General features: G+C 73.7%; 24 protein-coding genes. 15 read left to right on the top strand and 9 right to left on the bottom strand.

What is annotated here, in order from left to right:
• Positions 1–109 precede the first annotated feature (109 nt).
• The 4 genes from RI578_RS22430 to RI578_RS22415 all read left to right on the top strand — a co-directional run bounded on the left by RI578_RS22430 (position 110) and on the right by RI578_RS22415 (position 5389).
• Entirely contained in the window at positions 110–2683 is a 2574-nt protein-coding gene (locus RI578_RS22430; protein ID WP_310872728.1) for a helicase-associated domain-containing protein, read from the top strand.
• 388 nt (positions 2684–3071) lie between these two features.
• The gene (locus RI578_RS22425) at positions 3072–3284 is read left to right on the top strand and encodes a hypothetical protein (protein ID WP_310872727.1); all 213 of its coding nucleotides are present in this window, start codon (positions 3072–3074) and stop codon (positions 3282–3284) included.
• Positions 3285–3368: 84 nt separating this feature from the next.
• Positions 3369–5012 carry a DNA repair helicase XPB gene (locus RI578_RS22420; protein WP_310872726.1) on the top strand — a complete coding sequence of 548 codons (1644 nt, stop codon included), beginning with the start codon at positions 3369–3371 and terminating at the stop codon, positions 5010–5012.
• A 98-nt stretch (positions 5013–5110) separates the two neighbouring features.
• Positions 5111–5389, top strand: coding sequence for a hypothetical protein (locus RI578_RS22415; RefSeq protein ID WP_310872725.1), 279 nt, complete (start codon positions 5111–5113; stop codon positions 5387–5389).
• A gap of 45 nt (positions 5390–5434) precedes the next feature.
• On the opposite strand, the gene RI578_RS22410 is transcribed toward RI578_RS22415, so the two are convergent.
• A complete protein-coding gene (locus RI578_RS22410) occupies positions 5435–5620 on the bottom strand; it encodes a hypothetical protein (RefSeq protein WP_310872724.1) in 186 nt (61 codons plus the stop codon).
• A 276-nt stretch (positions 5621–5896) separates the two neighbouring features.
• On the opposite strand from RI578_RS22410, the gene RI578_RS22405 reads away from it, so the two are divergent.
• Positions 5897–7969 carry a UvrD-helicase domain-containing protein gene (locus RI578_RS22405; RefSeq protein WP_310872723.1) on the top strand — a complete coding sequence of 691 codons (2073 nt, stop codon included), beginning with the start codon at positions 5897–5899 and terminating at the stop codon, positions 7967–7969.
• A gap of 368 nt (positions 7970–8337) precedes the next feature.
• Here the strand turns inward: RI578_RS22405 and RI578_RS22400 are convergent, their stop codons facing one another.
• From RI578_RS22400 to RI578_RS22390, 3 genes are all read right to left on the bottom strand, one after another.
• Positions 8338–9027 carry a copper homeostasis protein CutC gene (locus tag RI578_RS22400; protein ID WP_310872722.1) on the bottom strand — a complete coding sequence of 230 codons (690 nt, stop codon included), beginning with the start codon at positions 9025–9027 and terminating at the stop codon, positions 8338–8340.
• A gap of 86 nt (positions 9028–9113) precedes the next feature.
• The gene (locus tag RI578_RS22395; RefSeq protein ID WP_310872721.1) at positions 9114–9797 is read right to left on the bottom strand and encodes a maleylpyruvate isomerase family mycothiol-dependent enzyme; all 684 of its coding nucleotides are present in this window, start codon (positions 9795–9797) and stop codon (positions 9114–9116) included.
• Positions 9798–9830: 33 nt separating this feature from the next.
• Positions 9831–10478, bottom strand: coding sequence for a TetR/AcrR family transcriptional regulator (locus tag RI578_RS22390; protein WP_310872720.1), 648 nt, complete (start codon positions 10476–10478; stop codon positions 9831–9833).
• A 108-nt stretch (positions 10479–10586) separates the two neighbouring features.
• On the opposite strand from RI578_RS22390, the gene RI578_RS22385 reads away from it, so the two are divergent.
• Together RI578_RS22385 and RI578_RS22380 are read left to right on the top strand one after the other, a co-directional pair.
• A complete protein-coding gene (locus RI578_RS22385; RefSeq protein WP_310872719.1) occupies positions 10587–11252 on the top strand; it encodes a hypothetical protein in 666 nt (221 codons plus the stop codon).
• A gap of 10 nt (positions 11253–11262) precedes the next feature.
• The gene (locus tag RI578_RS22380; RefSeq protein ID WP_310872718.1) at positions 11263–12339 is read left to right on the top strand and encodes a GNAT family N-acetyltransferase; all 1077 of its coding nucleotides are present in this window, start codon (positions 11263–11265) and stop codon (positions 12337–12339) included.
• Here the strand turns inward: RI578_RS22380 and RI578_RS22375 are convergent.
• Both RI578_RS22375 and RI578_RS22370 read right to left on the bottom strand, forming a co-directional pair.
• On the bottom strand, positions 12312–12599 hold the full coding sequence (locus RI578_RS22375) for a DUF4031 domain-containing protein (RefSeq protein WP_310872717.1): 288 nt from the start codon (positions 12597–12599) through the stop codon (positions 12312–12314). The two genes, RI578_RS22380 and RI578_RS22375, sit on opposite strands and share 28 nt — an antisense overlap.
• A gap of 13 nt (positions 12600–12612) precedes the next feature.
• A complete protein-coding gene (locus RI578_RS22370; RefSeq protein WP_310872716.1) occupies positions 12613–12993 on the bottom strand; it encodes a hypothetical protein in 381 nt (126 codons plus the stop codon).
• 55 nt (positions 12994–13048) lie between these two features.
• Here RI578_RS22370 and RI578_RS22365 point away from each other — a divergent pair, with 55 nt between their 5' ends.
• The 5 genes from RI578_RS22365 to RI578_RS22345 all read left to right on the top strand — a co-directional run bounded on the left by RI578_RS22365 (position 13049) and on the right by RI578_RS22345 (position 17781).
• Entirely contained in the window at positions 13049–14035 is a 987-nt protein-coding gene (locus tag RI578_RS22365) for a MurR/RpiR family transcriptional regulator (RefSeq protein WP_310872715.1), read from the top strand.
• A 104-nt stretch (positions 14036–14139) separates the two neighbouring features.
• Complete coding sequence (gene murQ, locus RI578_RS22360; RefSeq protein ID WP_310872714.1) at positions 14140–15075, top strand: N-acetylmuramic acid 6-phosphate etherase; 936 nt, start codon at positions 14140–14142, stop codon at positions 15073–15075.
• A 15-nt stretch (positions 15076–15090) separates the two neighbouring features.
• Entirely contained in the window at positions 15091–16617 is a 1527-nt protein-coding gene (locus RI578_RS22355) for a PTS transporter subunit EIIC (protein WP_310872713.1), read from the top strand.
• Complete coding sequence (locus RI578_RS22350; protein ID WP_121747673.1) at positions 16565–17134, top strand: hypothetical protein; 570 nt, start codon at positions 16565–16567, stop codon at positions 17132–17134. Before RI578_RS22355 ends, RI578_RS22350 begins: the two co-directional genes overlap by 53 nt.
• Before the next feature lie 68 nt (positions 17135–17202).
• On the top strand, positions 17203–17781 hold the full coding sequence (locus tag RI578_RS22345) for a TetR family transcriptional regulator (protein WP_310872712.1): 579 nt from the start codon (positions 17203–17205) through the stop codon (positions 17779–17781).
• Here the strand turns inward: RI578_RS22345 and RI578_RS22340 are convergent.
• Complete coding sequence (locus RI578_RS22340; RefSeq protein ID WP_310872711.1) at positions 17778–18167, bottom strand: hypothetical protein; 390 nt, start codon at positions 18165–18167, stop codon at positions 17778–17780. The genes RI578_RS22345 and RI578_RS22340 overlap by 4 nt on opposite strands.
• A gap of 117 nt (positions 18168–18284) precedes the next feature.
• On the opposite strand from RI578_RS22340, the gene RI578_RS22335 reads away from it, so the two are divergent.
• Both RI578_RS22335 and RI578_RS22330 read left to right on the top strand, forming a co-directional pair.
• Positions 18285–19124 (top strand): helix-turn-helix transcriptional regulator, encoded by an 840-nt coding sequence (locus RI578_RS22335; protein WP_310872710.1) that lies wholly within the window; start codon positions 18285–18287, stop codon positions 19122–19124.
• Positions 19108–19323, top strand: coding sequence for a DUF397 domain-containing protein (locus RI578_RS22330; RefSeq protein ID WP_310872709.1), 216 nt, complete (start codon positions 19108–19110; stop codon positions 19321–19323). Before RI578_RS22335 ends, RI578_RS22330 begins: the two co-directional genes overlap by 17 nt.
• Positions 19324–19665: 342 nt before the next feature.
• On the opposite strand, the gene RI578_RS22325 is transcribed toward RI578_RS22330, so the two are convergent.
• Together RI578_RS22325 and RI578_RS22320 are read right to left on the bottom strand one after the other, a co-directional pair.
• A complete protein-coding gene (locus RI578_RS22325) occupies positions 19666–21183 on the bottom strand; it encodes a carboxylesterase family protein (RefSeq protein ID WP_310872708.1) in 1518 nt (505 codons plus the stop codon).
• A gap of 96 nt (positions 21184–21279) precedes the next feature.
• Complete coding sequence (locus RI578_RS22320) at positions 21280–22410, bottom strand: NADH:flavin oxidoreductase (protein WP_310872707.1); 1131 nt, start codon at positions 22408–22410, stop codon at positions 21280–21282.
• Positions 22411–22719: 309 nt separating this feature from the next.
• Between RI578_RS22320 and RI578_RS22315 the strand changes: the two genes are divergently transcribed.
• Positions 22720–23235: a toxin-antitoxin system HicB family antitoxin gene (locus RI578_RS22315; protein WP_310872706.1), complete on the top strand. Its 516-nt coding sequence runs from the start codon at positions 22720–22722 to the stop codon at positions 23233–23235.
• The last annotated feature ends 81 nt before the right edge of the window (positions 23236–23316 follow it).

The raw sequence follows: 23316 nt of genomic DNA, 5'->3' as shown, positions 1-23316 counted from the left end.
TGTGGTACGCCGTCGGACGAAGGTACCGAATCCTCCCGGGTGCGGCGGACGCGCACCGCGCGACCGCGCGCGCACCCCGCCGTCGTACCCACCCGCTAACGTGGGCCGGATGAGCACCGAGGAGAAGTCCGCGGCCCCCCGGTCCCTCGCGGAGGCGCTCCGCGTCAGGGACGACGTCTCGCTGGCCGCCCTCCTGCGCAGCCGTCCCGACCTCATCACCCCTGTGCCCACGGACCTCACGCAGCTCGCCACCCGGGCGGGCACCCGGGCCTCGGTCGTACGGGCGCTGGAGCGGCTGGACCGGTTCACGCTGCAGACGGCGGAGGCGCTGGCCGTGGCGGCGGACCCGGCGCCGTACGACGAGCTGCTCCGGCTCATGGCCGGTGACGAGCGGGACCCCGTCGTCGCGGCGGCCCTGCCCCGGGCCGTCGCCCTCCTGCGCGAACAGGCCCTGGTGTGGGGCGCGGACGACCGGCTGCGGCTGGTGCGCACCGCCCGTGAGCTGCTCGCGCCCTCCCCGCAGCACCCCTCTCCGACGGGGCTCGGGCCCTGTGTGCGGGAGGCGACGGCGGGGATGTCGCCGGGCCGGATCCAGGAGATCCTGGCCGCCGTCGGGCTGCCCTCGACGCACGACTCGGTCTCCGCCGTGTCCGCGCTCGGTGAGCTGTTCACCGACCGGCAGCGGATGGCGGGGCTCCTCGCCGGCCTGCCCGAGGAGTCCCGCGAGGTGCTGGACCGGCTGGTGTGGGGGCCGCCGTACGGCCAGGTCACCCACGATCCGGCGGCGCACCTGCGCCACCTGCTGGACAGCGGCCTGCTGCTGCCGACCGCGCCCGGCACGGTCGTCCTGCCCCGCGAGGTCGCCCTGCACCTGCGCGCGGGCCGGGCGCACCGCACGCCGGAGCCGGTGCCGCCGCCGGTGGAGGCCGCCGCCGCGCACCGTCCACAGGTTGTGGACGCCACCGCCGCCGGGCAGGCCCTGTCGGCGCTGGCGACCGTCGAGGAGCTGCTGAAGGAGTGGGACGAGGGCGGCCCGGCGATGCTGCGGGCCGGCGGGCTGAGCGTGCGCGACCTGAAGCGGACGGCCGTCGCGCTGGACGTGCCCGAGCCGGTGGCCGCGTTCTGGGTCGAGCTGGCCTACGCGGCGGGGCTGATCGCCTCCGACGGTGAGGCCGACGAGCGGTACGCGGCGACCCCGGCGTACGACGAGTGGCGGGAGCTGCCCACCGCGGAGCGCTGGGCGCGGCTCGCCGGGACGTGGCTGACGGCCACCCGCACGCCGGGTGTGGTCGGCGGGCGGGACGCGAAGGACCGCACGCTCTCGGCGCTGGGCCCGAACCTGGACCGCTCGGCGGCGCCGGAGGTACGGCACCGGGTGCTGGCCCTGCTGGCGGGGCTGCCCGAGGGTGCCTCGCCCACCGAGGAGTCGGTGCTGGCCCGGCTGCGCTGGGAGCGTCCGCTGCGCGGGCCCCGGCGGGACGGGCGGGACGGCCAGGACGACGACCTGCGCACCCGGCTGGCCCGCTGGACGCTGTCCGAGGCCGAGCTGCTGGGCGTCACCGGGCGCGGTGCGCTGGCGGCGCCGGGGCGGGCGCTGATCGGGGCGCCCGAGCCGCCGCACCCGGCGCGGGAGCCCGAGGGACCGGGCGACAAGCTCCCCGTCCACCACCGCACGCCGCCCGCCCCCGCTCCCGCTCCCCCGAGCCCCGCCGAGCAGGCCGCCGCCACCGCGCGGGCCGCCCGGCTGCTCGCGCCGCTGTTCCCCGAGCCGCTGGACCACGTGCTGCTCCAGGCGGACCTGACGGCGGTGGCGCCGGGGCCGCTGGAGCCCGAGCTGGCCGACGTGCTCGGGGTGCTCGCGGACGTGGAGTCCAAGGGCGGGGCGACCGTCTACCGGTTCACGCCGGGCTCGGTGCGCCGCGCGCTGGACGCCGGGCAGGCCGCCGCCGACCTGCACGCCTTCCTCGCCCGGCACTCCCGCACGCCGGTGCCGCAGCCGCTCACGTACCTGATCGACGACGTGGCCCGGCGGCACGGGCGGCTGCGGGTGGGCGCGGCCTCGGCGTACGTGCGCTGCGACGACGACGCGACGCTGGACGAGATCCTCGCCGACAAGCGGGCCGCCGGCCTCGGCCTGCGCCGGCTCGCGCCGACCGTGCTGGCCGCGCAGGCCGACCCGGCGGCGCTCCTTGAGGGGCTGCGCGGGATGGGGTTCGCGCCGGCCGCCGAGTCCGCCGCGGGCGATGTGCTGATCGCCCGTGCCGACGCCCACCGCACGCCGCCGCGGACGGCACCGGAGCCGGTCCCGGACGGTCCGCCGGTGCCCGACGACACGCTCCTGACGGCGGCGGTCCGCGCGGTCCGGGCCGGCGACCTGGCCGCCACGACCCCGCGCAAGCCGGGCCCCGGGAGCGATGCGGGCGGCGCCCCGGCGGCGGGGGGCGAGCTGCCCCGTACCGGCGCCGCCGAGACCCTCGCCACCATGCAGGCGGCCGTCATGACCGGCGAGGCGCTGTGGATCGGCTACGTGAACGCCGAGGGCTCCGCCAGCCAGCGCGTCATCGCCCCGATCCGGGTCGAGGGCGGCTTCGTGACGGCGTACGACCACACGGCGGACGAGGTGCGCACGTATCCGCTGCACCGGGTCACCGGCGTGGCCGAACTCGCCGACGACGCGACCTGACGGGCCCCTCTTTCGGGGGTACGGGCCGGATCATGCACGCCACGCCGGGTGATTAGCACCTGAGAGGGAGCTTTTTTCATAATCCGCATCGATTTTTCGGCGGTCGGGCAGCCACCGGGTGTCCTGCACACCGAACCGGAAGGAACCACCCGATGCGTGCCGTTCGTCGAGTCGCCACTGTCCTGACCTCCACCGCCGCGCTGATCGCGGCGTTCGCCGCCGAGGCCGCCGCGGTCGGCATCGACCTCGGTGGGGGCCTGACCCTCTGACCACTCGCTGAGCACCCTCTGAACGCCCCGTTCCACGTCCCCTGACGGCGGGCCGGGTCCCAGTCCCCCTGGGCCCGGCCCGCCTTCCCCCCGGCCCCCAGCCTTTCGAAAGGCACGCCATGCGCTCCAAGCCCACCGATCCGGACGGCGCCGCCCGTTCCGCCGTCGCCGTCTCCGTCGCCGCCCTGATCACCGCCGCGGCGCTCTTCGGCGCGCTCGCCCCCGAGGCCGCCGCGCTGCCGCTGCCCCTGCCGTCCACCGGCGTGGAGACCCTGGTCACGGAGGGGGTCACGGTCGAGGGGCCGCTGATCAACAACCTCACTCTCCGGTAGCCCGGCGCCGCGATCAGGCACACTGGACGTTTGGCCGATCCGTCCAGTCGCTGTCGGCCGCACGCACGCGAAAGGGTGCCGCCCGTGAATGGTCCGCTGATCGTCCAGTCCGACAAGACGCTGCTCCTCGAGGTCGACCACGAGCGGGCCGGCGAGTGCCGACGGGCCATCGCGCCGTTCGCCGAGCTGGAGCGGGCCCCGGAGCACATCCACACCTACCGGGTGACCCCGCTGGGCCTGTGGAACGCGCGGGCGGCGGGCCACGACGCCGAGCAGGTCGTGGACGCCCTCGTCGAGTACAGCCGCTACCCGGTGCCGCACGCGCTGCTCGTCGACATCGCCGAGACGATGGACCGCTACGGCCGCCTCACCCTCTCCAAGCACCCGGCGCACGGGCTGGTCCTGACGACCACCGACCGGCCGGTGCTGGAGGAGGTCCTGAAGTCGAAGCGGATCGCGCCGCTGGTCGGCAACCGCATCGACCCCGACACGGTGGCCGTGCACCCCTCCGAGCGCGGGCAGATCAAGCAGACGCTGCTGAAGCTGGGCTGGCCCGCCGAGGACCTCGCCGGGTACGTCGACGGCGAGGCGCACCCGATCGAGCTGGCCGAGGACGGGTGGGCGCTGCGGCCGTACCAGAAGCAGGCGGTGGAGAACTTCTGGCACGGCGGCAGCGGCGTCGTCGTGCTCCCCTGCGGCGCGGGCAAGACGCTGGTCGGGGCGGGTTCGATGGCGCAGGCCAAGTCGACGACGCTGATCCTGGTCACCAACACCGTCTCCGCCCGGCAGTGGAAGCACGAGCTGGTGAAGCGCACGAGCCTGACCGAGGACGAGATCGGCGAGTACAGCGGGACGAAGAAGGAGATCCGGCCCGTCACCATCGCCACCTACCAGGTGCTGACGACCAAGCGGAAGGGCGTCTACCCGCACCTGGAGCTGTTCGACTCCCGGGACTGGGGGCTGGTCGTCTACGACGAGGTGCACCTGCTGCCCGCGCCGGTCTTCAAGTTCACCGCCGACCTCCAGGCGCGGCGGCGGCTCGGCCTGACCGCGACGCTCGTCCGCGAGGACGGCCGCGAGTCCGACGTGTTCTCCCTCATCGGCCCGAAGCGTTTCGACGCGCCGTGGAAGGAGATCGAGGCGCAGGGCTACATCGCGCCCGCCGACTGCGTGGAGGTCCGGGTCAACCTCACCGACTCCGAGCGCCTCGCGTACGCCACCGCCGAGACGGAGGAGAAGTACCGCTTCTGCGCGACGACCGCGACCAAGCGGAAGGTGACCGAGGCGCTCGTGCGGCGCTTCGCCGGGCAGCAGATCCTCGTCATCGGCCAGTACATCGACCAGCTCGACGAACTGGGCGAGCACCTGGGCGCGCCGGTCATCAAGGGCGAGACGTCCAACGCCCAGCGGGAGAAGCTCTTCGAGTCCTTCCGCCAGGGCGAGATCAGCGTCCTCGTCGTCTCCAAGGTCGCGAACTTCTCCATCGACCTGCCGGAGGCGACGGTCGCCATCCAGGTGTCGGGCACCTTCGGGTCCCGGCAGGAGGAGGCCCAGCGCCTCGGCCGGGTGCTGCGCCCGAAGGCCGACGGCCACCAGGCGCACTTCTACTCGGTCGTCGCCCGCGACACGCTCGACCAGGACTTCGCGGCCCACCGCCAGCGCTTCCTGGCGGAGCAGGGCTACGCGTACCGGATCATGGACGCGGACGAGGTGCTGGCGGAGAGCTGAGCGGACGGTGCCCAAGGTCCGCTTCAAGACTCAAGGGCGTCAAGACTTCGAGACCGATACGCTCAAGGCGCAGTGCAGACACGGCAAGGGAGAGCGCCATGCCTCACGAGGACGTTTACGAGGTGCTGTACACGGAATCGGCGGCCCGTGACCGCGACCGCCTGGACCCCGTGCGCAGGGCCGCGCTCGACAAGGCCGTCGGGATACTGGCTCGTGATCCCTACACCGAGGTGTCGCGGCCGATAGGGCTGGGTGACCAGGACCGTGAAATCAGGCTCACCTCTCAGATCGTCGCCGAGTACATGGTCTCGCGGGGCCGTCTGCTGCTGGTGATGCTCCGGATCTTCGACGACGCGGACATTCTGCTGCCCGAGTAGGGCTGACGCGTCGGTCCTCAGTCGGCGCGGCGGGGGACGCGGGCGTCAGCGGCGGCGGACGCCGGCCTCCTCGCCGTACTCGCCGAGCACGACCACGTCGAAGGCGGCGCCCGCGAACACCCTGACGACACGCAGGGCGTCACCGAGCCGGTGCCGGTGGCTGCCGGCCACGGGCGTGGCACCGGACGCGCGGCCCGGTGCCGGGACGGGGGAGATGGTTGCTGCGCTCATGTCTCCATGGTGCGACCGTGGGCCCCGGACCGGCATCGGTCCATGGACCGAACCCCCTCCCCCGCCCCGTACGCCTCCGGGTGGAGCCGTCCCCTCAGCCCGGAGGGCGCCGACCCCTAGGGGTCGGAAAACCCGTTGGCCCGCGCCGTGCCCGCTCCCCTAGACTCTCCGCTCTTGCCCGCCTCCCCACGGAGCGCCGCCGTCCGGACGGAAACCGGTCGGCCCACCGCGCGCAGCCCGCGCCCACCACGCCGCAGGTCACCCGGAGGCACCCCCTTGTCCACGCCCGTGCACGACGATCCCCTCTCGAAAGAGCGCTCCCACCTGGCCGACTCCCGTTCCGCGCTGCGCGCCATGCGGGAGGACGTCGAGTCCCTGGACATCACCGACGTCACCGCGAACTGGGTCAACGCCGCCGTCCTGGAGAGCCAGATCGAGCAGCGCATCAAGGCCCTGGCCGACCTCAGCGAGACCCCGCTGTTCTTCGGCCGGCTCGACTACCTGCACGCTCCGGGCGCCGAGCGGGCGGAGGGCGGGGAGGGGGAGCGCCCGCAGCCGGAGGCTGCTTATCAGACACTGCATGTCGGGCGGCGGCACGTGCACGACGCGGACGGCGACCCGATGGTGATCGACTGGCGGGCGCCGGTCTCGCAGCCGTTCTACCGCGCGTCGAAGAAGGACCCGCTGGACATCTCGCTGCGCCGCCGCTTCGGATACACCGGCGGGGACCTCACGGCCTACGAGGACGAGCACCTGTCCGACCCGGCCGAGGCGGCGGTCACCAGCAAGCTGCTCCAGCAGGAGATCGAGCGGCCCCGCGTCGGCCCGATGCGCGACATCGTGGCGACCATCCAGCCCGAGCAGGACGAGATCGTGCGCGCCGGGCTGACCGGTTCGGTCTGTGTGCAGGGCGGCCCCGGTACCGGGAAGACGGCGGTCGGCCTGCACCGGGTCGCCTACCTCCTGTACGCCCACCGCGAGCGCCTCGCCCGGACCGGGACTCTGGTCATCGGGCCCAACAAGTCCTTCCTGCACTACATCGAGCAGGTCCTCCCGGCCCTCGGTGAGCTGACGGTCCGCCAGGCCACCGTCGACGACCTGGTGGCGCACGTCGAGGTATGCGGGACGGACGAGACGACGGCGGCGGTGATCAAGGGCGACGCGCGGATGGCGGAGGTCCTGCGCAGGGCCCTCTACTCGCACGTCACCATGCCCACCGAGGGCGTGGTCGTGGTGCGCGGCTCACGCCGCTGGCGGGTGGCCGCGTACGAGGTGGAGGAGATCGTCCGCGAGCTGCTCGCCCGCGACATCCGCTACGGCGCCGCCCGCGAGGCCCTTCCCCAGCGCATCGCGCACGCCGTGCTGGTGCAGATGGAGCGGGCCGGTGAGGCGCCGGACGACCGGGTGCAGAACGCGGTCGCGCGCAACGCCGCCGTGAAGGCGGTGGTGAAGACCGTCTGGCCGCAGGTCGAGCCCGCGAAACTCGTCCTCCGCCTCCTCTCGGACGCGGACTTCCTCGCCGAGCACGCCGAGGGCGTCCTCACCGAGGACGAGCGGAAGGCACTGCTGTGGGTGAAGCCGGCCCGCTCGGTGAAGTCGGCCAGGTGGTCACCCGCCGACGCCGTGCTGATCGACGAGGCCATGGATCTGATCGAGCGCACGCACTCCCTCGGGCACGTGGTCCTCGACGAGGCGCAGGATCTCTCCCCGATGCAGTACCGCGCGGTGGGCCGGCGCTGCACCACCGGCTCGGCGACCGTCCTCGGCGACCTGGCGCAGGGCACCACGCCGTGGGCGACCCGCAGCTGGGCGGAGGCGCTGGCCCACCTGGGCAAGGACGAGGCCGTGGTCGAGGAGCTGACGGCCGGCTTCCGCGTGCCGACGGACGTCATCGCGTACGCGTCCCGGCTGCTGCCGGACATCGCGCCGGGCCTGACGCCGGTGGCGTCGATCCGTGAGAACCCGGGCTTCTTCGACATCCGTACGACCGCGGCCGGGGCGGCGGACGTGGTGTCCGCGTGCCGCGAGCTGCTGGAACGCGAGGGCTCGGTCGGCCTGATCGCCGCCGACGCGCGGGTGCCGGAGCTGGCCGACGCCCTCGGGGCGGCGGGGGTCGGCTTCATCGGGCCGGGCGAGGAGACGACCCACGCCACCCGCCTGACCCTGGTCCCGGCGTCGCTGGCCAAGGGCCTGGAGTACGACTACGTGGTCCTGGACGAGCCGCGGGCCGTGGTCGACGGCGAACCGGACGAACGGACGGGGCTGCGTCGGCTGTACGTGGCGCTGACCCGCGCGGTGTCGGGGCTGATCGTGACGCACGGGGCGGGGCTGCCGGCGCAGCTGACCTGAGCTGCGGGCAGCCATGGGCGCGGCTGCGGGCAGCCGCCGCAGCTGCGGGCAGTCGTGCCGCTGGGGCGGCACGGGTGGGCGCAGCGGCACCCCGCGAACGCCGGGCTGCGTGCCCACCCCCTGCGAGCGGCGACGCGGGTCGGCGCGGCGCCGCAACACCGTGGTCCGTCGGGCGGTGTCCGGCGCCGCTGAGGGGTGGGTGACGCGGCCCGGCGCTGACCGGGTGCCGCCGCGCCCACCCGTGCCGCCCCAGGCGGCACGATTGCCCGCGGTTACGCGGGCACGCGGCTACGCGGGCGCGCGGTCACGCGGGCACGCGGCTACGCGGGCGCGCGGTCACGCGGGCACGCGGCTACGCGGGCGCGCCGCTACGACCCCAGTACCCGCCGCCACTCCCCCACCGCCGCCGCCGACACCGGCCCGTCCCACCCGGAGGGCCTCGCCGCGCCGCCGATGTGGAAGCCGTCGATCCCCGCGTCCAGCAGCCCGGGTACGTGGTCCAGCCGCAGGCCGCCGCCGACCAGCAGCTGCTGCTCGTACCCGGGCTCGCCCCGCCGTCGCGCCTCGGCGAGCAGCAGCGGCAGCCCGTCGTCCACCCCGCCGGCCGCCCCGGCCGTCAGATACGTGTCCAGGCCCGGGAAGTCCGCGAGCTGCTTGCGCAGGGCGTCCCGGTTCGAGGCGCGGTCGATCGCGCGGTGGAACGTCCACCGGCACCCGTCCAGCACGCCCGCGACCCGCTCCACCGCGCCCAGGTCCACGTCACCGTCCGCGTCGAGGAACCCGAGCACGAACTGCGCGGCCCCGGCCTCCCGCATCTCCGCTGCGACCCGTGCCAGCCGCTCGACGTCCCCGGCGGCGAACCCGTCCGCGAGCCGCAGCATCACCCGTACGTCGATGTCGACGGCGGCGCGGATCGCGGCGACGGTCGCGGCCGACGGGGTGAGTCCGTCGGCCGCCATGTCGGTGACCAGTTCGAGGCGATCCGCGCCTCCGGCCTGGGCGGCGACCGCGTCCTCGACGTCGAGGGCGATCACCTCCAGGACTGCACGCTTGCTCATGGGACCCCATTCGTCGGCCTGCTACAGGTCTAGTCCAATCCAAGACTACGCCCAGACAGCCGGCCAGGGCTCCCACTCATCCCCGCTCAGTCGCCGAAGAGGTTCAGCTCCGCCGCCTCCACCCCGGCCAGCTCGTACCCGGCCGCGTCGTCCACGGGCCGCCCCGCGTACAGCCGTACGAGGGTGGCGGCGTCCCCGATGAACCGTCCCGGCGGCCGCTCACCACTCACCTCGCCCAGCTTCAGCGGCTCGTCCACGTCGTCGAGGTCGGCGTGCAGCGGCACGTGACCGCGGTCGCGGGTGAGCGTGCCGAGCAGCGCGAGCGCGTCCGGCAGGCCGGGCCCCCCGTACGCACCCGGCTCGCCGAGGGCCACCCGCACATCACCCGCGTGCACCCACTCGCCCAGCGCGATCGCGTCCAGGACACCGCCCGCGCGGCCGATCAGCGGACCGGCCTCGGTCATGCCGCGCTCCAGTTCGTCGAGGATCCGGGCGTTCGTCCAGTCGGCGCGTTCGGCGATGTCGCGGTCGTTGGAGGCGGGTGAGAAGACACCGTCCTCGTAGCGCCTTTCCACCACCCGGATCAGCGCGCTGGAGCAGTGCGCCAGCACGTCCCGCACGGTCCAGCCCGGACACGCGGCCACCGGCAGCGCGAAGTCCCGGTCCGCCCGGGACCGCAGCAGCGGCACCAGTTCGTCGCGCTCGACGGCCAGCAGCCGCCCGGGCACCTCGGGGTCGCGTACGTCGTTCACGTCAGCAGGAGTCGTCATGGGCTCCACGGTAGGGCCCGGTGCGGCTCCCGGTCAGCGTTCGAGCAGGTCGTCCAGTTCGGCGGCGTAGAGCAGGGCGGGGTCGAACCCCATGCCGGTGAAGTGGCCCGCGAGTTCCAGGGACAGGACGCCGTGCAGCCGGGTCCAGACGGTCAGCGCGCGGTGGACGGCGGCGGGCGGGGCGGGATGGCCGTCCGCCCACTGCCGGTGGCCCTCGATGTGCGTGTCGAACGGTGTCGTGGGGCGGTCCGAGGGCAGCGCGGCGCAGGCGTCGAGGATGACCGCCATGGTCTCGGCGGCGATCCCGGTGACGTCGTCGGGCGCGCGGTAGCCCGGGACGGGGGTGCCGAAGACGAGGAAGTAGCGGTGGGGGTCGTCGAGGGCCCACGCGCGCAGGGCGTGCGCCAGTCCGGCCAGGTCGGCACCGGCCCCGGCGGCCGCCCGGAAGGTATCGGCGAGGCTCCGGTAGGCGTCCCGGACGAGTTCGGTGATCAGCTCGTCGCGGCCGGCGAAGTACCGGTAGAGGGCGGGGCCGCTCATGCCCATCCGCTTGGCGATCGCGTTGAGCGAGAGCGCGGACGCGCCCGCCGTGGCGATCTGCTCCCACGCGTGTTCCTTGATCTCCGCGCGCACCTGGGTGCGGTAGCGCTCGCGCGGGGTCTTCGTGCGCGTGTCCGTCATGGTCCGCAACCTCTCGGTGCCCGCTGCGCGCCTGCGCCACTACAGCTTCCAGATTCAGTGAGAAGTTATCACCCGAGCGAGAGGCACACCCGCTGGAACAATGAGCCCATGGCCGACCTCGACGCCCTGCGCTCCCGTTTCGCCCGCGCTCTGGACCGAGCCGCCGCGCCCGGTTCCGGCCGTCCCGACCCGGCGCCGTACGCCGACAACCTGCTCGCCCGCTGGCAGGAGCCCCAGCGGCGCTACCACACGCTCGCGCACCTGGCGGCGGTCCTGGACCACATCGACGTACTGGAGGAGTACGCCGACGACCCGGACGTGGTGCGCCTCGCCGCCTGGTTCCACGACGCCGTCTACCTTCCCGAGCGCTCCGAGAACGAGGAGCGCTCGGCCCGCCTCGCCGAGCGCGCCCTGCCCGAGGCCGGCGTCCCGGCGAAGAAGACCGCCGAGGTGGCCCGGCTGGTCCGCCTCACCGTCACCCACGCCCCGGCCGGCGACGACCGGGACGGGCAGGTGCTGTGCGACGCGGACCTGGCGATTCTCGCCTCGGCGCCGTCGGCGTACGCCGCGTACACGGCGGCCGTACGGCAGGAGTACCACTTCGTCCCGGACGACGCCTTCCGCGCGGGCCGGGCCGCCGTCCTCCGCCAACTCCTCGGCCTCCCCCGGCTGTTCCACACCCCGCACGGCCGACGCGAGTGGGAGGCGACCGCCCGTTACAACCTCACCGGGGAGCTGGAAATGCTGTCGCTCGGGGACAGCCCGGCACCGTAGCCTGCCCGGCATGCGGAGCATGGGCGGGGAACAGGTGGAAGAGGCCGTGGCGGGCGCCGTCGCGCTGCTGCGGACGGCGACGGACCGGGACTGGGCGGCGCTCCCGGCCGGGCGGCTGGAGTGGAGCTGCCGGTACACGGCGGAGCACATCGCGAGCGACCTCATCGCCTACGCGGGCCAGCTCGCCGGACGCGCCACCGAGGCCTACGTCCCCTTCGAGATCACCCTCGACGACGGCACGGACAACGAGGGCGTCCTGCACGTCGTCGAGACGACCGGCGCACTGCTCGCCGCCACCGTCCGCACCACCCCGCACGAGGTCCGCGCCTTCCACCCGTACCCCTTCCGCAGCGCCAACCGCGGGGGCTTCGCCGCCATGGGGATCACCGAGGTCCTCGCGCACACGCACGACATCGCCGAGGGCCTCGGGCTGGCCTATGAGCCGCCCGCCGAACTGTGCGCGGACGTCCTCGCCCGCATCTTCCCGCACGTCCAGCCCGGCGCCGACCCCTGGCGCACCCTGCTGTGGGCCACCGGCCGCGGCGAACTGCCCGGACGCGCCCCGGTCACCGAGTGGCGCTGGCGCAACAACCTGGTGATCGAGGCCGAGCGCCTCACCCTCCAGGGCGTCACGCCCGCCGCCGCCACCGACCTGGCCGCGGGCGGCGGCGGGGGCTTCGAGTGGGTCGAGAGCGGTCCTTTCCAGGGCACGCGGGACGCCGCCGGAATGCTGCTGAAGGCGTACGAGGCGGGTGTGCACCGGCCGGAGTGGGGCGTGTTCGTACTCGTGCGCCGCCAGGACGGGCGCGCGGTCGGCGGCATGGGCTTCCACGGGGCGCCGGACGAGGACGGCCGGGTGGAGATCGGCTACGACCTCGCCGAGGCCGCCCGCGGCCACGGCTACGCCACCGAGGCCCTGCGGGCGCTGTCCGCGTGGGCGCTGGCCCGCGAGGAGGTGACGTCGGTGTTCGCGACGACCGAGCACGCCAACCTCGCCTCCCAGGCAGTGATCGTCCGCGCCGGTTTCACCCGGGTCGCCGGGGACGAGGAGCAACTCGCCTACGAGCTGCGCGGCCCGCGCGGCTGAGTCCCGCTCTTTCTGCGCCGCAGCCCCGCCCCGTGCAGCAGCCGCACCACCTCGCGGCTGCTGACCTCCAGCGCACCGGCGGAGACGACCTCGGCGTACCGCTGGGCGGGGATGTCGTAGTGGTCGCGTTCGAAGGCGCGGCGCGGCACGCCCAGGGCCTCGGCGAACGTGTGCAGCTCGGCGTAGGAGACGTCGCTGACGAGGTGCGACCACATACGGCCGTGGCCCGGCCAGGTCGGCGGGTCGATGTAGACGGTCACCGGGTCGTCCTCGTCACGTCCGCGGGCCGCCGATGGCCGAGCCCAGTGAGCCGACCGCCGCGACCTTGACGCCCGCCTTGCCGCACACCCAGTGCGGGTCGGGGCCGAGTTCGGGCTCGACGTCCAGCGCGTGCGGGTCGCCCGAGCCGCACACCGGGCACAGCGGCCAGCGGCCGTACCGCTCCAGCAGGGCGTCCTGCACGTCCTGCGCGACCAGCCCGGCCACGAACTCCACGCCCTCCGGCCACTGCTCGACCCACCAGCGCCGCTGCACGACGGACTCCTCGACCAGCGACACGACGTCCGGCTCGGCGACCTGTCCGGCCACCAGGTCGGCGAGCACGAGGGCGCGCGCGGCGTGCAGCGCCTGCTCCAGGGGGCTGATGGGGTCCATGCACCCATTGTGCGCACTCTTGACCCGCGGACCGAAACGAAAATATCTTTCATGAGTGACCGATGAAGTGAAGGAAACTTTCGGCAGCGCGGGCGGCGGCAGCAGTGCGACCGGTACGACCGGTGGCCGCCGGGGCGCCGTCGCCGGAAGCGGCGGCGCGCCGCCCGCGCCCGCCGCCCTCGCGGCCAAGGTGCGCACGCTGGCGCCGTCGATGACCCGTTCCATGCAGCGGGTCGCCGAGGCCGTCGCGGGCGACCCCGCCGGCTGCGCGGCCCTCACGGTCACCGGCCTCGCCGAGCTGACCGGCACCAGCGAGGCCACCGTGGTGCGCACCGCCCGGCTGCTCGGCTACCCCGGCTACCGCGACCTGCGCCTCGCGCTCGCCGGACTCGCCGCCCAGCAGCAGTCCGGCCGCGCGCCCGCCATCACGACCGACATCGCGGTCGACGACCCGATCGCCGACGTCGTCGCCAAGCTCGCCTACGACGAGCAGCAGACCCTCGCCGACACCGCCGCCGCCCTGGACACCGTCCAGCTGGGCGCGGCCGTCGCCGCACTGGCCGCCGCCCGCCGCACCGACGTGTACGGCATCGGCGCGTCCGGGCTGGTCGCCCAGGACCTCACCCAGAAGCTGCTGCGCATAGGGCTGATAGCCCACGCGCCCGGCGATCCCCACCTCGCCGTCACCAACGCGGTGCAGTTGCGGGCCGGGGACGTCGCCATCGCGATCACGCACTCCGGTTCGACCGGGGACGTGATCGAGCCGCTGCGGGCCGCCTTCGAACGGGGCGCGACGACCGTCGCCGTCACCGGCCGGCCCGACAGTCCCGTCACGCAGTACGCCGACCACGTGCTGACCACGTCCACGTCGCGGGAGAGCGAGCTGCGGCCGGCGGCGATGTCGTCGCGGACGAGTCAGCTGCTGGTGGTGGACTGTCTGTTCGTGGGGGTGGCGCAGCGGACGTATGAGGCGGCGGCGCCGGCGCTGGCCGCGTCGTACGAGGCGTTGGCGCATCGGCATGGGTCGCGCGGGAGACCGTAGGGGTTGATCGTCGTGGGCGGCTGCGGGTTCGTTGTGGCTGGTCGCGCAGTTCCCCGCGCCCCTGGGGTAATACAGAGACCGACGTTGGAAAGAGCCGTTTCCTGATGACTGCAACCCCCCATCACCCCGATCTTCGCTCCCAGCTGGAGACCCTCGCCACCGAGGCGTTCCGGCCCGAGCTGGCCGAGATCGATCAGCTGGCCACCCTCGACATCGCGCGGACGATGAACGGTGAGGACGCCACCGTCGCCGCCGCAGTCGCCGCGCGGTTGCCGGAGATCGCCGCCGCCATCGAAGCCGTGGCCGCCCGGATGGCGCGCGGCGGACGGCTGGTCTACGCGGGCGCCGGTACGGCCGGCCGCCTCGGCGTGCTGGACGCCTCCGAATGCCCGCCCACCTTCAACACCTCCCCGGGGCAGGTCGTCGGACTCATCGCGGGCGGCCCGGACGCCATGGTCACCTCCGTCGAGGGCGCCGAGGACTCCGCCGAGCTGGCCCGCACCGACCTGGACGCCCTCGGCCTGACCGCGGACGACGCGGTGGTCGGCGTCTCCGCCTCCGGCCGCACGCCGTACGCCATCGGCGCCGTCGAGCACGCCCGCGCGCGGGGGGCCCTGACCGTCGGGCTGGCGTGCAACAGCGGCAGCGCCCTGGCCGCCGCCGCCGAGCACGGCATCGAGGTCGTCACCGGTCCCGAGCTGATCACCGGCTCCACCCGCCTGAAGGCCGGTACGGCGCAGAAGCTGGTCCTGAACATGCTGTCGACGATCACGATGATCCGCCTCGGCAAGACGTACGGGAACCTGATGGTGGACGTCCGCGCCTCCAACGAGAAGCTGCGCGCCCGCTCGCGCCGCATCGTCGCGCTCGCCACCGGTGCCGCCGACGACGAGATCGAGCGCGCGCTGACCGCCACCGGCGGCGAGGTCAAGCACGCGATCCTGACCCTGCTGGCCGATGTGGACGGCCCGACGGCCGCCCGCCTTCTGGAGGACTCCGGCGGCCACCTGCGCGCCGCGCTGGCGGCGGCGAAGGGCTGACCGCACGCTCGGGGAGTGCACAAGGACACCCCCCACTCCACTGCCGCCGCGCTGCTCCCCCTGGTCGGCGGCGCCGCGAACGTCACCTCCGTCGCCCACTGCATGACCCGCCTGCGCCTGGGCCTGGCCGACCGCACCCGGGTGGCGGACGCGGCGCTGCGCGCGCTGCCCGGCGTGCTCGGGGTGGTGGAGGACGGCGACTCGTACCAGGTAGTGCTGGGGCCCGGGGTGGTCGGCCGGGTGACGGAGGCGTTCGAGGCGCTGCTGGCGGCCGACGGGGGCGGCGCGGCGGACACTCCGGTCGGCGCGGCGGACGCTCCCGCCGTCCCGGTGGACGGTGGGGGCGGCACGGCGGACGCCCTCGCCCTGCGCGGCGTCGAACTGAAGGCACGGCAGAAGGAGCGCAACGCGACCCCGCTCAAGACGGCCCTGCGCCGGGTCGCGAACATCTTCGTCCCGCTCATCCCGGCCCTGATCGGCTGCGGGATCGTCGCGGGCATCGCGGGCCTGCTGACGAACCTGGGATGGCTCCCCGGCGTCACGCCCGCCCTGGCCGCCCTCTCCTCCGCCTTCATGGCGCTGATCGCGGTGTTCGTCGGCCACAACACGGCGAAGGAGTTCGGCGGTACGCCCGTGCTGGGCGGCGCGGTCGCCGCCGTCGTCGTCTACCCGGGCGTGGCGAAGGTGACCGCGTTCGGCGCCGCGCTCGCCCCCGGCCAGGGCGGCGTCCTGGGCGCACTGGCGGCGGCACTGCTGGGGTGCCAGGTCGAGAAGTGGTGCCGCGCCCGCCTCCCCGGCACCCTGGACGTCCTGCTCACCCCGACCCTGACGGTCCTCGTCTCCGGCCTGGTCACCCTCTACGTCCTCATGTACGCGGCCGGCGAGGTCGCCACCGCCATCGGCACGGCGGCCGACTGGCTCCTGACGACGACGGGCGCCCTGGCCGGTCTGATCCTCGGCGGCCTCTTCCTCCCCCTGGTGATGCTGGGCCTCCACCAGGCCCTCATCCCCATCCACACCACCCTCATCGAGCAGCAGGGCCACACCGTCCTGCTCCCCATCCTGGCCATGGCGGGCGCCGGCCAGGTCGGCGCGGCAGCGGCGGTCTACGTCCGTCTGCGCCACGACACCACCCTCCGTACGACGATCAGATCGGCGCTCCCGGCCGGCCTGCTCGGCGTCGGCGAACCCCTGATCTACGGCGTCTCCCTCCCCCTCGGCCGCCCCTTCCTCACCGCCTGCGTGGGCGGGGCGGCGGGCGGCGCCTTCGTCGGTCTGTTCGCGATGCTCGGCACCGGCGTCGGGGCGACGGCGATCGGCCCGTCGGGCTGGGCACTGTTCCCGCTCCTCGCGGGCGGCGGAGGCTGGGCGGCGACGGCGGGGGTGTACGGCGGCGGGCTGCTCACCGGATACGTGGTCGGCTTCGCGACGACGTACTTCTTCGGCTTGGGCGACGGCACCGCCCGCACCGTGTGCGACTCTGGGGAACATGAACCACGCCCAGCTGACCGCCCTGGGCCGCGCCCTGCGTCTCCTCGGTGAGCACGGCGAGGCCCTGACCGCCGACACGCCGGACGCCAAGCTGCACGAGGTCCGCGCGGACCTCAAGCGCGCGATGGACCAGCTGGAGGAGAGCGTCTCCACGACGGCCCCCAGCACCCGCTGCCCGGAACACCCGAACGGCCCGGTCGACAAGGCCGCCCCCGACCTGTGCCTGCTGTGCGAGACCCGCCGCCGCACCGCCCGCCGCACCGAGTACAACGGCGGCCCGCTCCCCGCCCGGCACACCGAGCCGGTCCAGTCCCGGTACGGGATGCGCGGCGAGCGGCCGCAGCCCCAGCAGCGCTGGCTGCCCGAGCTGTGGAACGGCCAGGCGTGGCAGCTGTGCGGCACCCCGCGCCGCGACCGCCGCGAGGCCGAGCTGTACATCGCGGCCCAACTGCGCGCGCCCCGCGCCGCCATGGCGTACCGGCTCGTCCACGAGTTCACGGACTACGAGGTGCTGCGGGTGTGGGGCACGCCGGTCCGGGTGGACATCGAGCCGATGGGCGGCATCTGAGTCCGACCTCGCGTAGTACTATGCCCACAGTGGTTTACCTGTAGTACTACGCCTGGAGTGTTTTCACCATGGTGAGACGGAACGACGAACGTCGCGCCGCCCTCGTGGACGCCGCGATCGAGGTACTGGCCGAGCAGGGCGCCCGGGGCCTGACCTTCCGCGCGGTGGACACGAAGGCCGCCGTCCCGGGCGGCACCGCGTCCAACTACTTCGCCAACCGCGACGACCTGCTCACCCAGGCCGGCGCCCGCGTCTACGAGCGGCTCCACCCCGACGAGGCCACCATCGCCCGCCAGCGCACGGCCGGCCGCGACCGGGACACCTACGTCGTCCTGATGCGCGAACTCGTCGACCGCATCGCCTCGTTCCGCACCGGCTACCTCGCGCTGCTGGAACTCCGCCTGGAGGCCACCCGTCGCCCCGAGCTGCGCGCGGTCCTGACCGAACGCATCCGCGCCGACGTCGCCGCCAACGTCTCCTACCACCAGGCGTCCGGCCTCCCCGGCGACGCGATGGCCGTCAAGCTGCTCTACCTCGCCCTCAACTGGCTGATCGTCGAACAGCTCACCCTGCCGGACGTCTTCACCCAGGAGGAGCGGGACGCTCTGGTGGCGGCGGCGGTCGAACGCATCGTCGCACCGGACTAGGGCCGTACGCTCTCGTGGTTGGTCCGGCGCAGCCGGGCCCGCATCAGCTCCTCGGGCCGCGCAGCCGCCAGCGAGACCTGCGGGCAGTCCCACTCCCGGCCACCGGCAACCGGGCGCAGTTGCACGCTGCCGCCGACGTGCCCCATCACCTCCCCCACACGCCCGTCCCGCGCGTCCACGGCATGCGCGCCCACCGGCGGCCGCTCACCTCGCACCACCGACGCCAGCCGGTCGGCGACCCGGACGTTGCAACGCCCCAACTCCACCAACGCGAACGGCTCCTCGCTCGCGCCGGTCACCGGATCGACGCACAGGGACGGCAGCACGATGCCGACGTCCACGAGGGCCTGCCGCAGGGACTCGACGACTTCTTCGGTCGACCGCACGTTCTCCCACCTCCACGCTGAGTTCGTGATTCGCGACACAGCGTGTCCGTTCCGCCCCTAACCTGGCCATACAGGGCGCCCCAACAACCTCTGCTGTGCGACCGGGAGTTCCGTGCCATGCCTGGACCGAAAGACCTCGACCCCGCCTCGTCCCCCCGCGCCCTGCTGGGCGCCGAGCTACGACACGCCCGCGAGAAGGCCGGGCTAAGCCAGGAGGAGCTGGGCGGACGGCTGTTCGTCAGCGGCTCGTTCATCGGGCAGTTGGAGTCCGGTACGCGGAGGATGCAGCCGGAGTACGCGCGCCTGTTGGACGAGGTCCTCGCGACGGAGGACTTCTTCCAGCGCAACTGCGCGGCTTCGGCGAAGTCGAAGTATCCCGAGCACTTCGCGGAGGCGGCGGAGGCGGAGGCCGTCGCTACGACGATCAGGCACTATCTCCCGCTGCTCATCCCCGGCCTCTTGCAGACCCCGGCGTACGCCGAAGCCCTGTTCCGCACCTACCGTCCCATGGCTTCCGACCCGGAGATCGAGGAGCTGGTGGCCACCCGCATGGAGCGCGCTCGGCTACTGGACGGTCCAACAGCGCCGCTGTTGTGGGTCGTACTTGACGAGGCCGCGCTCCGACGGCCAGTCGGCGGAACAGCGGCCATGGCGGAGGCCCTCCACCATGTCGCGAGCCTGGTGGGCCGTCGGCGGGTCATCGCGCAGGTGCTCCCGTTCAGCGCCGGGACGCATGCCGCCATGGGAGGCTCGCTGAAGCTCATGGAGTTCGCCGACGCGGCTCCGCTCTGCTTCGTCGAGGGACTGGACATGGGCAAACTTCTGGACGATCCCGCCACGCTCGCCCGTCACACCCTCACGTTCAGCCTCCTGCAGGCCACCGCTCTCTCCCCACCCGATTCCCTGGCCCTGATCCACTCGGTGGCGCAGACTTACGAGCATGAACAGCACCCCTGATGCCCATCTCCGTAGCGTCACTTGGCACAAGTCCAGCTACAGCGCAGGGGACGGGGGCGACTGCCTCGAAGTCGCCGTCGAAGGGACCGTCGTCCCCGTCCGCGACAGCAAGAACCCCCACGGCCCGAACCTTCTTTTCCGGGCTGACGCCTGGGCGGCCTTCGTCAGCGACCTCAAAGAAGCCCCGGCCAGCAAGTGACCGTTGCTACGAAGGCCCCCACCCCCCTCTCCCAAACCGAGGACACTTCGGGCCCAAGTGTCCTCGCTTTCGAAGACCACCCGCCGAAAGCCGCCGAGACGGCCCGGCGTGCATGTGAGGCGCGAGCGCGCTCCCGCACGCCGGGGCACTGGGCAGCCCACGTACGGGACCGACGTACCCGGGCCACCACTTTCCCCGGGCCGCCCGCTCGCTTCTCACCCGTGCTGGAGCGACCCGAGTCAAGGGTCGGCCGCAGGCCGATCGGCGCAGCCGACGCGCAGCGCCCTTTACTCGGGTCGCGGAAGCACGACACTGGCAAAGAGGCGGGCGGCCCCAACGGCCTCACCCCAACAGAGGCAGCGCCGCGAACTCGTGCCCCTCCCACAGCCGCCTCGACGCCTCCTCCGGATACGGCGCCACGACCGGCTCCGCGTCCAAGACCTGGACCAGGCGCCGTTCCGTGTCGTACGCGGGCCAGCCGGGGTCGCCGGTGTGCGCGAACGCGGTCCACGAGGACCGGAAACGGGACGACAGGGCGAGCGCCTCCGGCGACGGCACCGTGCCGGAGAACAGCAGCAGCCCCAGGTCGGCCTGGAAGGTGCCGAACAGGAGGGGGACGTCCAGGGCGTGGCAGGCGCCGAGGACACCGTCGTTGGCCGGGGCCTGCCAGGTCAGCTCATAGACGAACGACCGGCCACCGCCCGCGAGGTGCGCCTCGGCCAGGTGCAGCGAGGGCATGGCGAACAGCCAGTCGGTCTGGACGCGTTCGTACAGCTCGTTCGCGGACGCGTCCGGGAACGCGGCGCGGTAGGACGTCTCGCCGCCCGGCGCGTACAGGCCGAGCGCCGCGCTCGCGCGCTCCTCACTGATCTGGCCGAGCTTGCCCGCCATCGCGGTGAAGAGGCGGTTCTCGTCGCGGTTGTGGCCGACGATCAGGTCGACGTCCCGGGACGCGCCGGACGCGAGTGCCTGCCACGGCGTGACCGGCAGGACGTCACCGTCGACGACCGGCGAGTACGGGGTGACCGTGGGCGCGGCCCGTCCCCAGCGGTCCACGCACCCGGGCATCTTCGGGGCGAGCGACTGCCCCGCCTTGACCAGCTGTCCCGGGTCCACGGCCGCCAGGTCGGCGACGGTGGGGCGCAGGCCCAGTTCGGCGGCGAGGGCGGCGCCGATGTCCCGGGCCAGCTCGTCGGAGTAGAACGTGCCCGGCACGCTCTGGGCGATGGCCCGCCGAAACAGTCCTGCCGCACGAGGCATGGCCAGCAGCGAGGCCACGGAACCGGCACCCGCCGACTCGCCGAACACGGTGACCCGGTCCGGGTCACCGCCGAACGCCGCGATGTTGTCCCGTACCCACTCCAGCGCGGCCACCTGGTCGAGAAAGCCCCGGTTGGCGGGGGCGCCGTCGATGCGGGCGAAACCCTCCATGCCGACGCGGTAGTTGAAGGTGACGACGACGAGGTCTCCGTCGGCGGCGATGCGGCGGGCGTCGTAGCCGGGGCTGCCGGAGTGGCCGAACTTGTAGGCGCCGCCGTAGATCCACACCATCACCGGGCGGCGGGCGGCCGGGTCGGGTTCGGGGGTCCAGATGTTGACCGTCAGCCAGTCGTCGCCCTCGGGGAGGGCGACGGGCGGGCCCGCGACCCCCGCGTCCTGCGGAGACGGCGGGCCGAAGGCGTACGCCTCGCGCGTGCCGTCCCAGGCGCGGACGGGGCGCGGCGCGGCGAACCGGGCCTCGCCCACCGGCGGTTCGGCGAACGGGATGCCGCGGAAGACGGTCAGGCCGTCCTCCCGCCGTCCCCGCACCGGACCGGCGACGGTGCGCACCACGGGCCCCGGGACCTCGGGGTTCGTCATCGATCACTCCTCACTGAACGCCGCTGGACGTACGTACGGCAGTAGTTGGTGATCCCACGGACTTTACGCCGCGGTGCGCATCCGGACCGGGTCGGGTCAGCTGAGGGACTTCAGGGACGCCGCGTCGTAGGGGGCGAGCGCGTCGAAGTTCCCGGCGAGGACCTTCTCGGCCCACCGCGGGTCCTGGAGCAGCGCGCGGCCGACGGCGACGAGGTCGAACTCGTCGCGCTCCAGGCGGTCGAGGAGGTTGTCGAGGCTGCCGACCGGGGCGCCCTCGCCCAGGAAGGCCTTGGTGAAGTCGCCGTCCAGGCCCACCGAGCCGACCGTGATGGCGGTCCTGCCCGTCAGCTTCTTGGTCCAGCCGGCGAGGTTGAGGTCGGAGCCGTCGAACTCGGGGCGCCAGTAGCGGCGGGTGGAGGCGTGGAAGGCGTCGACGCCGGCCGAGGCGAGCGGGGCGAGGATCGCCTCCAGTTCCTCGGGGGTCTCGGCGAGGCGGGCGCCGTAGGCCTCCTGCTTCCACTGGGAGTAGCGGAAGATCACGGGGAACTCGGGCGAGACGGCGTCGCGCACGGCGGCCACGATCTCGGCGGCGAAGCGGGTGCGGGAGACCGGGTCGCCGCCGTAGGCGTCGGTGCGGCGGTTGGTGCCCGCCCACAGGAACTGGTCGACGAGGTAGCCGTGGGCGCCGTGGATCTCCACACCGTCGAAGCCGATGCGCTCGGCGGCGGCAGCGGCCCCGGCGAAGGCGCCGATGACGTCGTCCAGGTCGCGCTGGGTCATCACCTTGCCGGTGACCTCGTCCTCGCCGATGCGCAGGCCGGAGGGCCCGACGGCGGGGGCGTCCGCGAACGGCGGGTCGCCGGCCTTCCGCACCATCCCGATGTGCCACAGCTGCGGCACGATCGTGCCGCCCGCCGCGTGCACCGCCTCCGCGACCTTCGCCCAGCCGGCCAGCTGCTCGTCACCGTGGAAGCGCGGGACGCTGTCGCTCTGCCCGGCCGAGTCGTGGCCGACGTAGGTACCCTCGGTGACGATCAGGCCGACACCGGCGGCGGCGCGACGGGAGTAGTACGAGACCACGTCCTCGCCGGGGATGCCGCCCGGCGAGAACATCCGGGTCATCGGCGCCATCGCGATGCGGTTGGGCACGGTCAGGCCGTTGATGGTGGCCGGGCGGGCGAGGATCTGGGCGGCGCGCGAGGCGGCGTCGGGGGCGGTGACGGTCACGTGGGGGCTCCTCGGGTGGGTACCGGACGGTATGTGCGCATGCATGCATCCTGCATCAACGAGAACCATCGCACCCGGCGCGACCATTCCGGCCACCATGGCCCGACTGGCGTGATCCGGAGCACACCGGGGCCGGGGCACTGGCACCACGTGGCGCCACGTGGTGCCAACTGGCACCCAATGGCGCCAGGTGGTACCACTCGACGACACCCCCCATTAACGCAGGTCAGAGCACTTCTGATCTGGCCCGTCTCTCACCCGGCGCCAATGAGGCTTGCTTTGGCACCATAGTGGTGCCATCATGGCGTCATGGACCTCACCCCGTACGTCGACGCCCTCCGCCGCGAACTCGCGGTGGCCGCCGAAGCCGGCGGCGACGAAGCCCGCGAGCTGGCCGAGAGGCTCACCGCTCCCCTGGAGTCGGCGACCCGGCTGACCATGCTCAACGTGCTCTCCGCCGCGATGGACGAGATCACCCGTGAACTCGCCCCCGGCTCGGTCGACGTACGGCTGCGCGGACTCGACCCCGACTTCGTGGTGACGCCGCCGCCCACCGACGGCTTCGGGGAAGCGGCCGGCGCGTCCGTCGAACCGCTCAGGTCACAGGCGCCCTCCGACAGCGAAGAGGGCGGCACCGCCCGCGTCAACCTGCGCCTGCCGGCCCACCTCAAGGCGCGCGCCGAGGAGGCCGCGAGCAGCGAGGGCCTCTCCGTCAACGCGTGGCTGGTGCGGGCCGTGTCGGCCGCGGTCGACGGCGGCAACCGGCCGCGCACGACGGAGAAGACCCGCACCGTCGGACAGAGCTTCACGGGCTGGGTGCGCTAGCCGCGCACCCGCCCGCACCACTTCACCGGCGCCACTTCATTCGCACCACGCCCACCAGCGAAGACGCTCCAAGGACTCACG

It is taken from the genome of Streptomyces sp. BB1-1-1 (assembly GCF_031597775.1).
Taxonomy (GTDB): Bacteria; Actinomycetota; Actinomycetes; order Streptomycetales; family Streptomycetaceae; genus Streptomyces; species Streptomyces thinghirensis.
This window is presented reverse-complemented; position numbering and strand designations above follow the sequence as displayed.

Coding starts and splice junctions, on each gene's coding strand:
- RI578_RS22415 (WP_310872725.1), top strand. CDS start 5,111: ATGCCTCACGAGGACGTTTACGAGGTGCTGTACACGGAATCGGCGGCC.
- RI578_RS22390 (WP_310872720.1), bottom strand. CDS start 10,478: ATGACGGACACGCGCACGAAGACCCCGCGCGAGCGCTACCGCACCCAG.
- RI578_RS22385 (WP_310872719.1), top strand. CDS start 10,587: ATGGCCGACCTCGACGCCCTGCGCTCCCGTTTCGCCCGCGCTCTGGAC.
- RI578_RS22430 (WP_310872728.1), top strand. CDS start 110: ATGAGCACCGAGGAGAAGTCCGCGGCCCCCCGGTCCCTCGCGGAGGCG.
- RI578_RS22315 (WP_310872706.1), top strand. CDS start 22,720: ATGGACCTCACCCCGTACGTCGACGCCCTCCGCCGCGAACTCGCGGTG.
- RI578_RS22325 (WP_310872708.1), bottom strand. CDS start 21,183: ATGACGAACCCCGAGGTCCCGGGGCCCGTGGTGCGCACCGTCGCCGGT.
- RI578_RS22425 (WP_310872727.1), top strand. CDS start 3,072: ATGCGCTCCAAGCCCACCGATCCGGACGGCGCCGCCCGTTCCGCCGTC.
- RI578_RS22335 (WP_310872710.1), top strand. CDS start 18,285: ATGCCTGGACCGAAAGACCTCGACCCCGCCTCGTCCCCCCGCGCCCTG.
- RI578_RS22345 (WP_310872712.1), top strand. CDS start 17,203: ATGGTGAGACGGAACGACGAACGTCGCGCCGCCCTCGTGGACGCCGCG.
- RI578_RS22395 (WP_310872721.1), bottom strand. CDS start 9,797: ATGACGACTCCTGCTGACGTGAACGACGTACGCGACCCCGAGGTGCCC.
- RI578_RS22350 (WP_121747673.1), top strand. CDS start 16,565: ATGAACCACGCCCAGCTGACCGCCCTGGGCCGCGCCCTGCGTCTCCTC.
- RI578_RS22410 (WP_310872724.1), bottom strand. CDS start 5,620: ATGAGCGCAGCAACCATCTCCCCCGTCCCGGCACCGGGCCGCGCGTCC.
- RI578_RS22400 (WP_310872722.1), bottom strand. CDS start 9,027: ATGAGCAAGCGTGCAGTCCTGGAGGTGATCGCCCTCGACGTCGAGGAC.
- murQ (WP_310872714.1), top strand. CDS start 14,140: ATGACTGCAACCCCCCATCACCCCGATCTTCGCTCCCAGCTGGAGACC.
- RI578_RS22370 (WP_310872716.1), bottom strand. CDS start 12,993: ATGGACCCCATCAGCCCCCTGGAGCAGGCGCTGCACGCCGCGCGCGCC.
- RI578_RS22330 (WP_310872709.1), top strand. CDS start 19,108: ATGAACAGCACCCCTGATGCCCATCTCCGTAGCGTCACTTGGCACAAG.
- RI578_RS22380 (WP_310872718.1), top strand. CDS start 11,263: ATGCGGAGCATGGGCGGGGAACAGGTGGAAGAGGCCGTGGCGGGCGCC.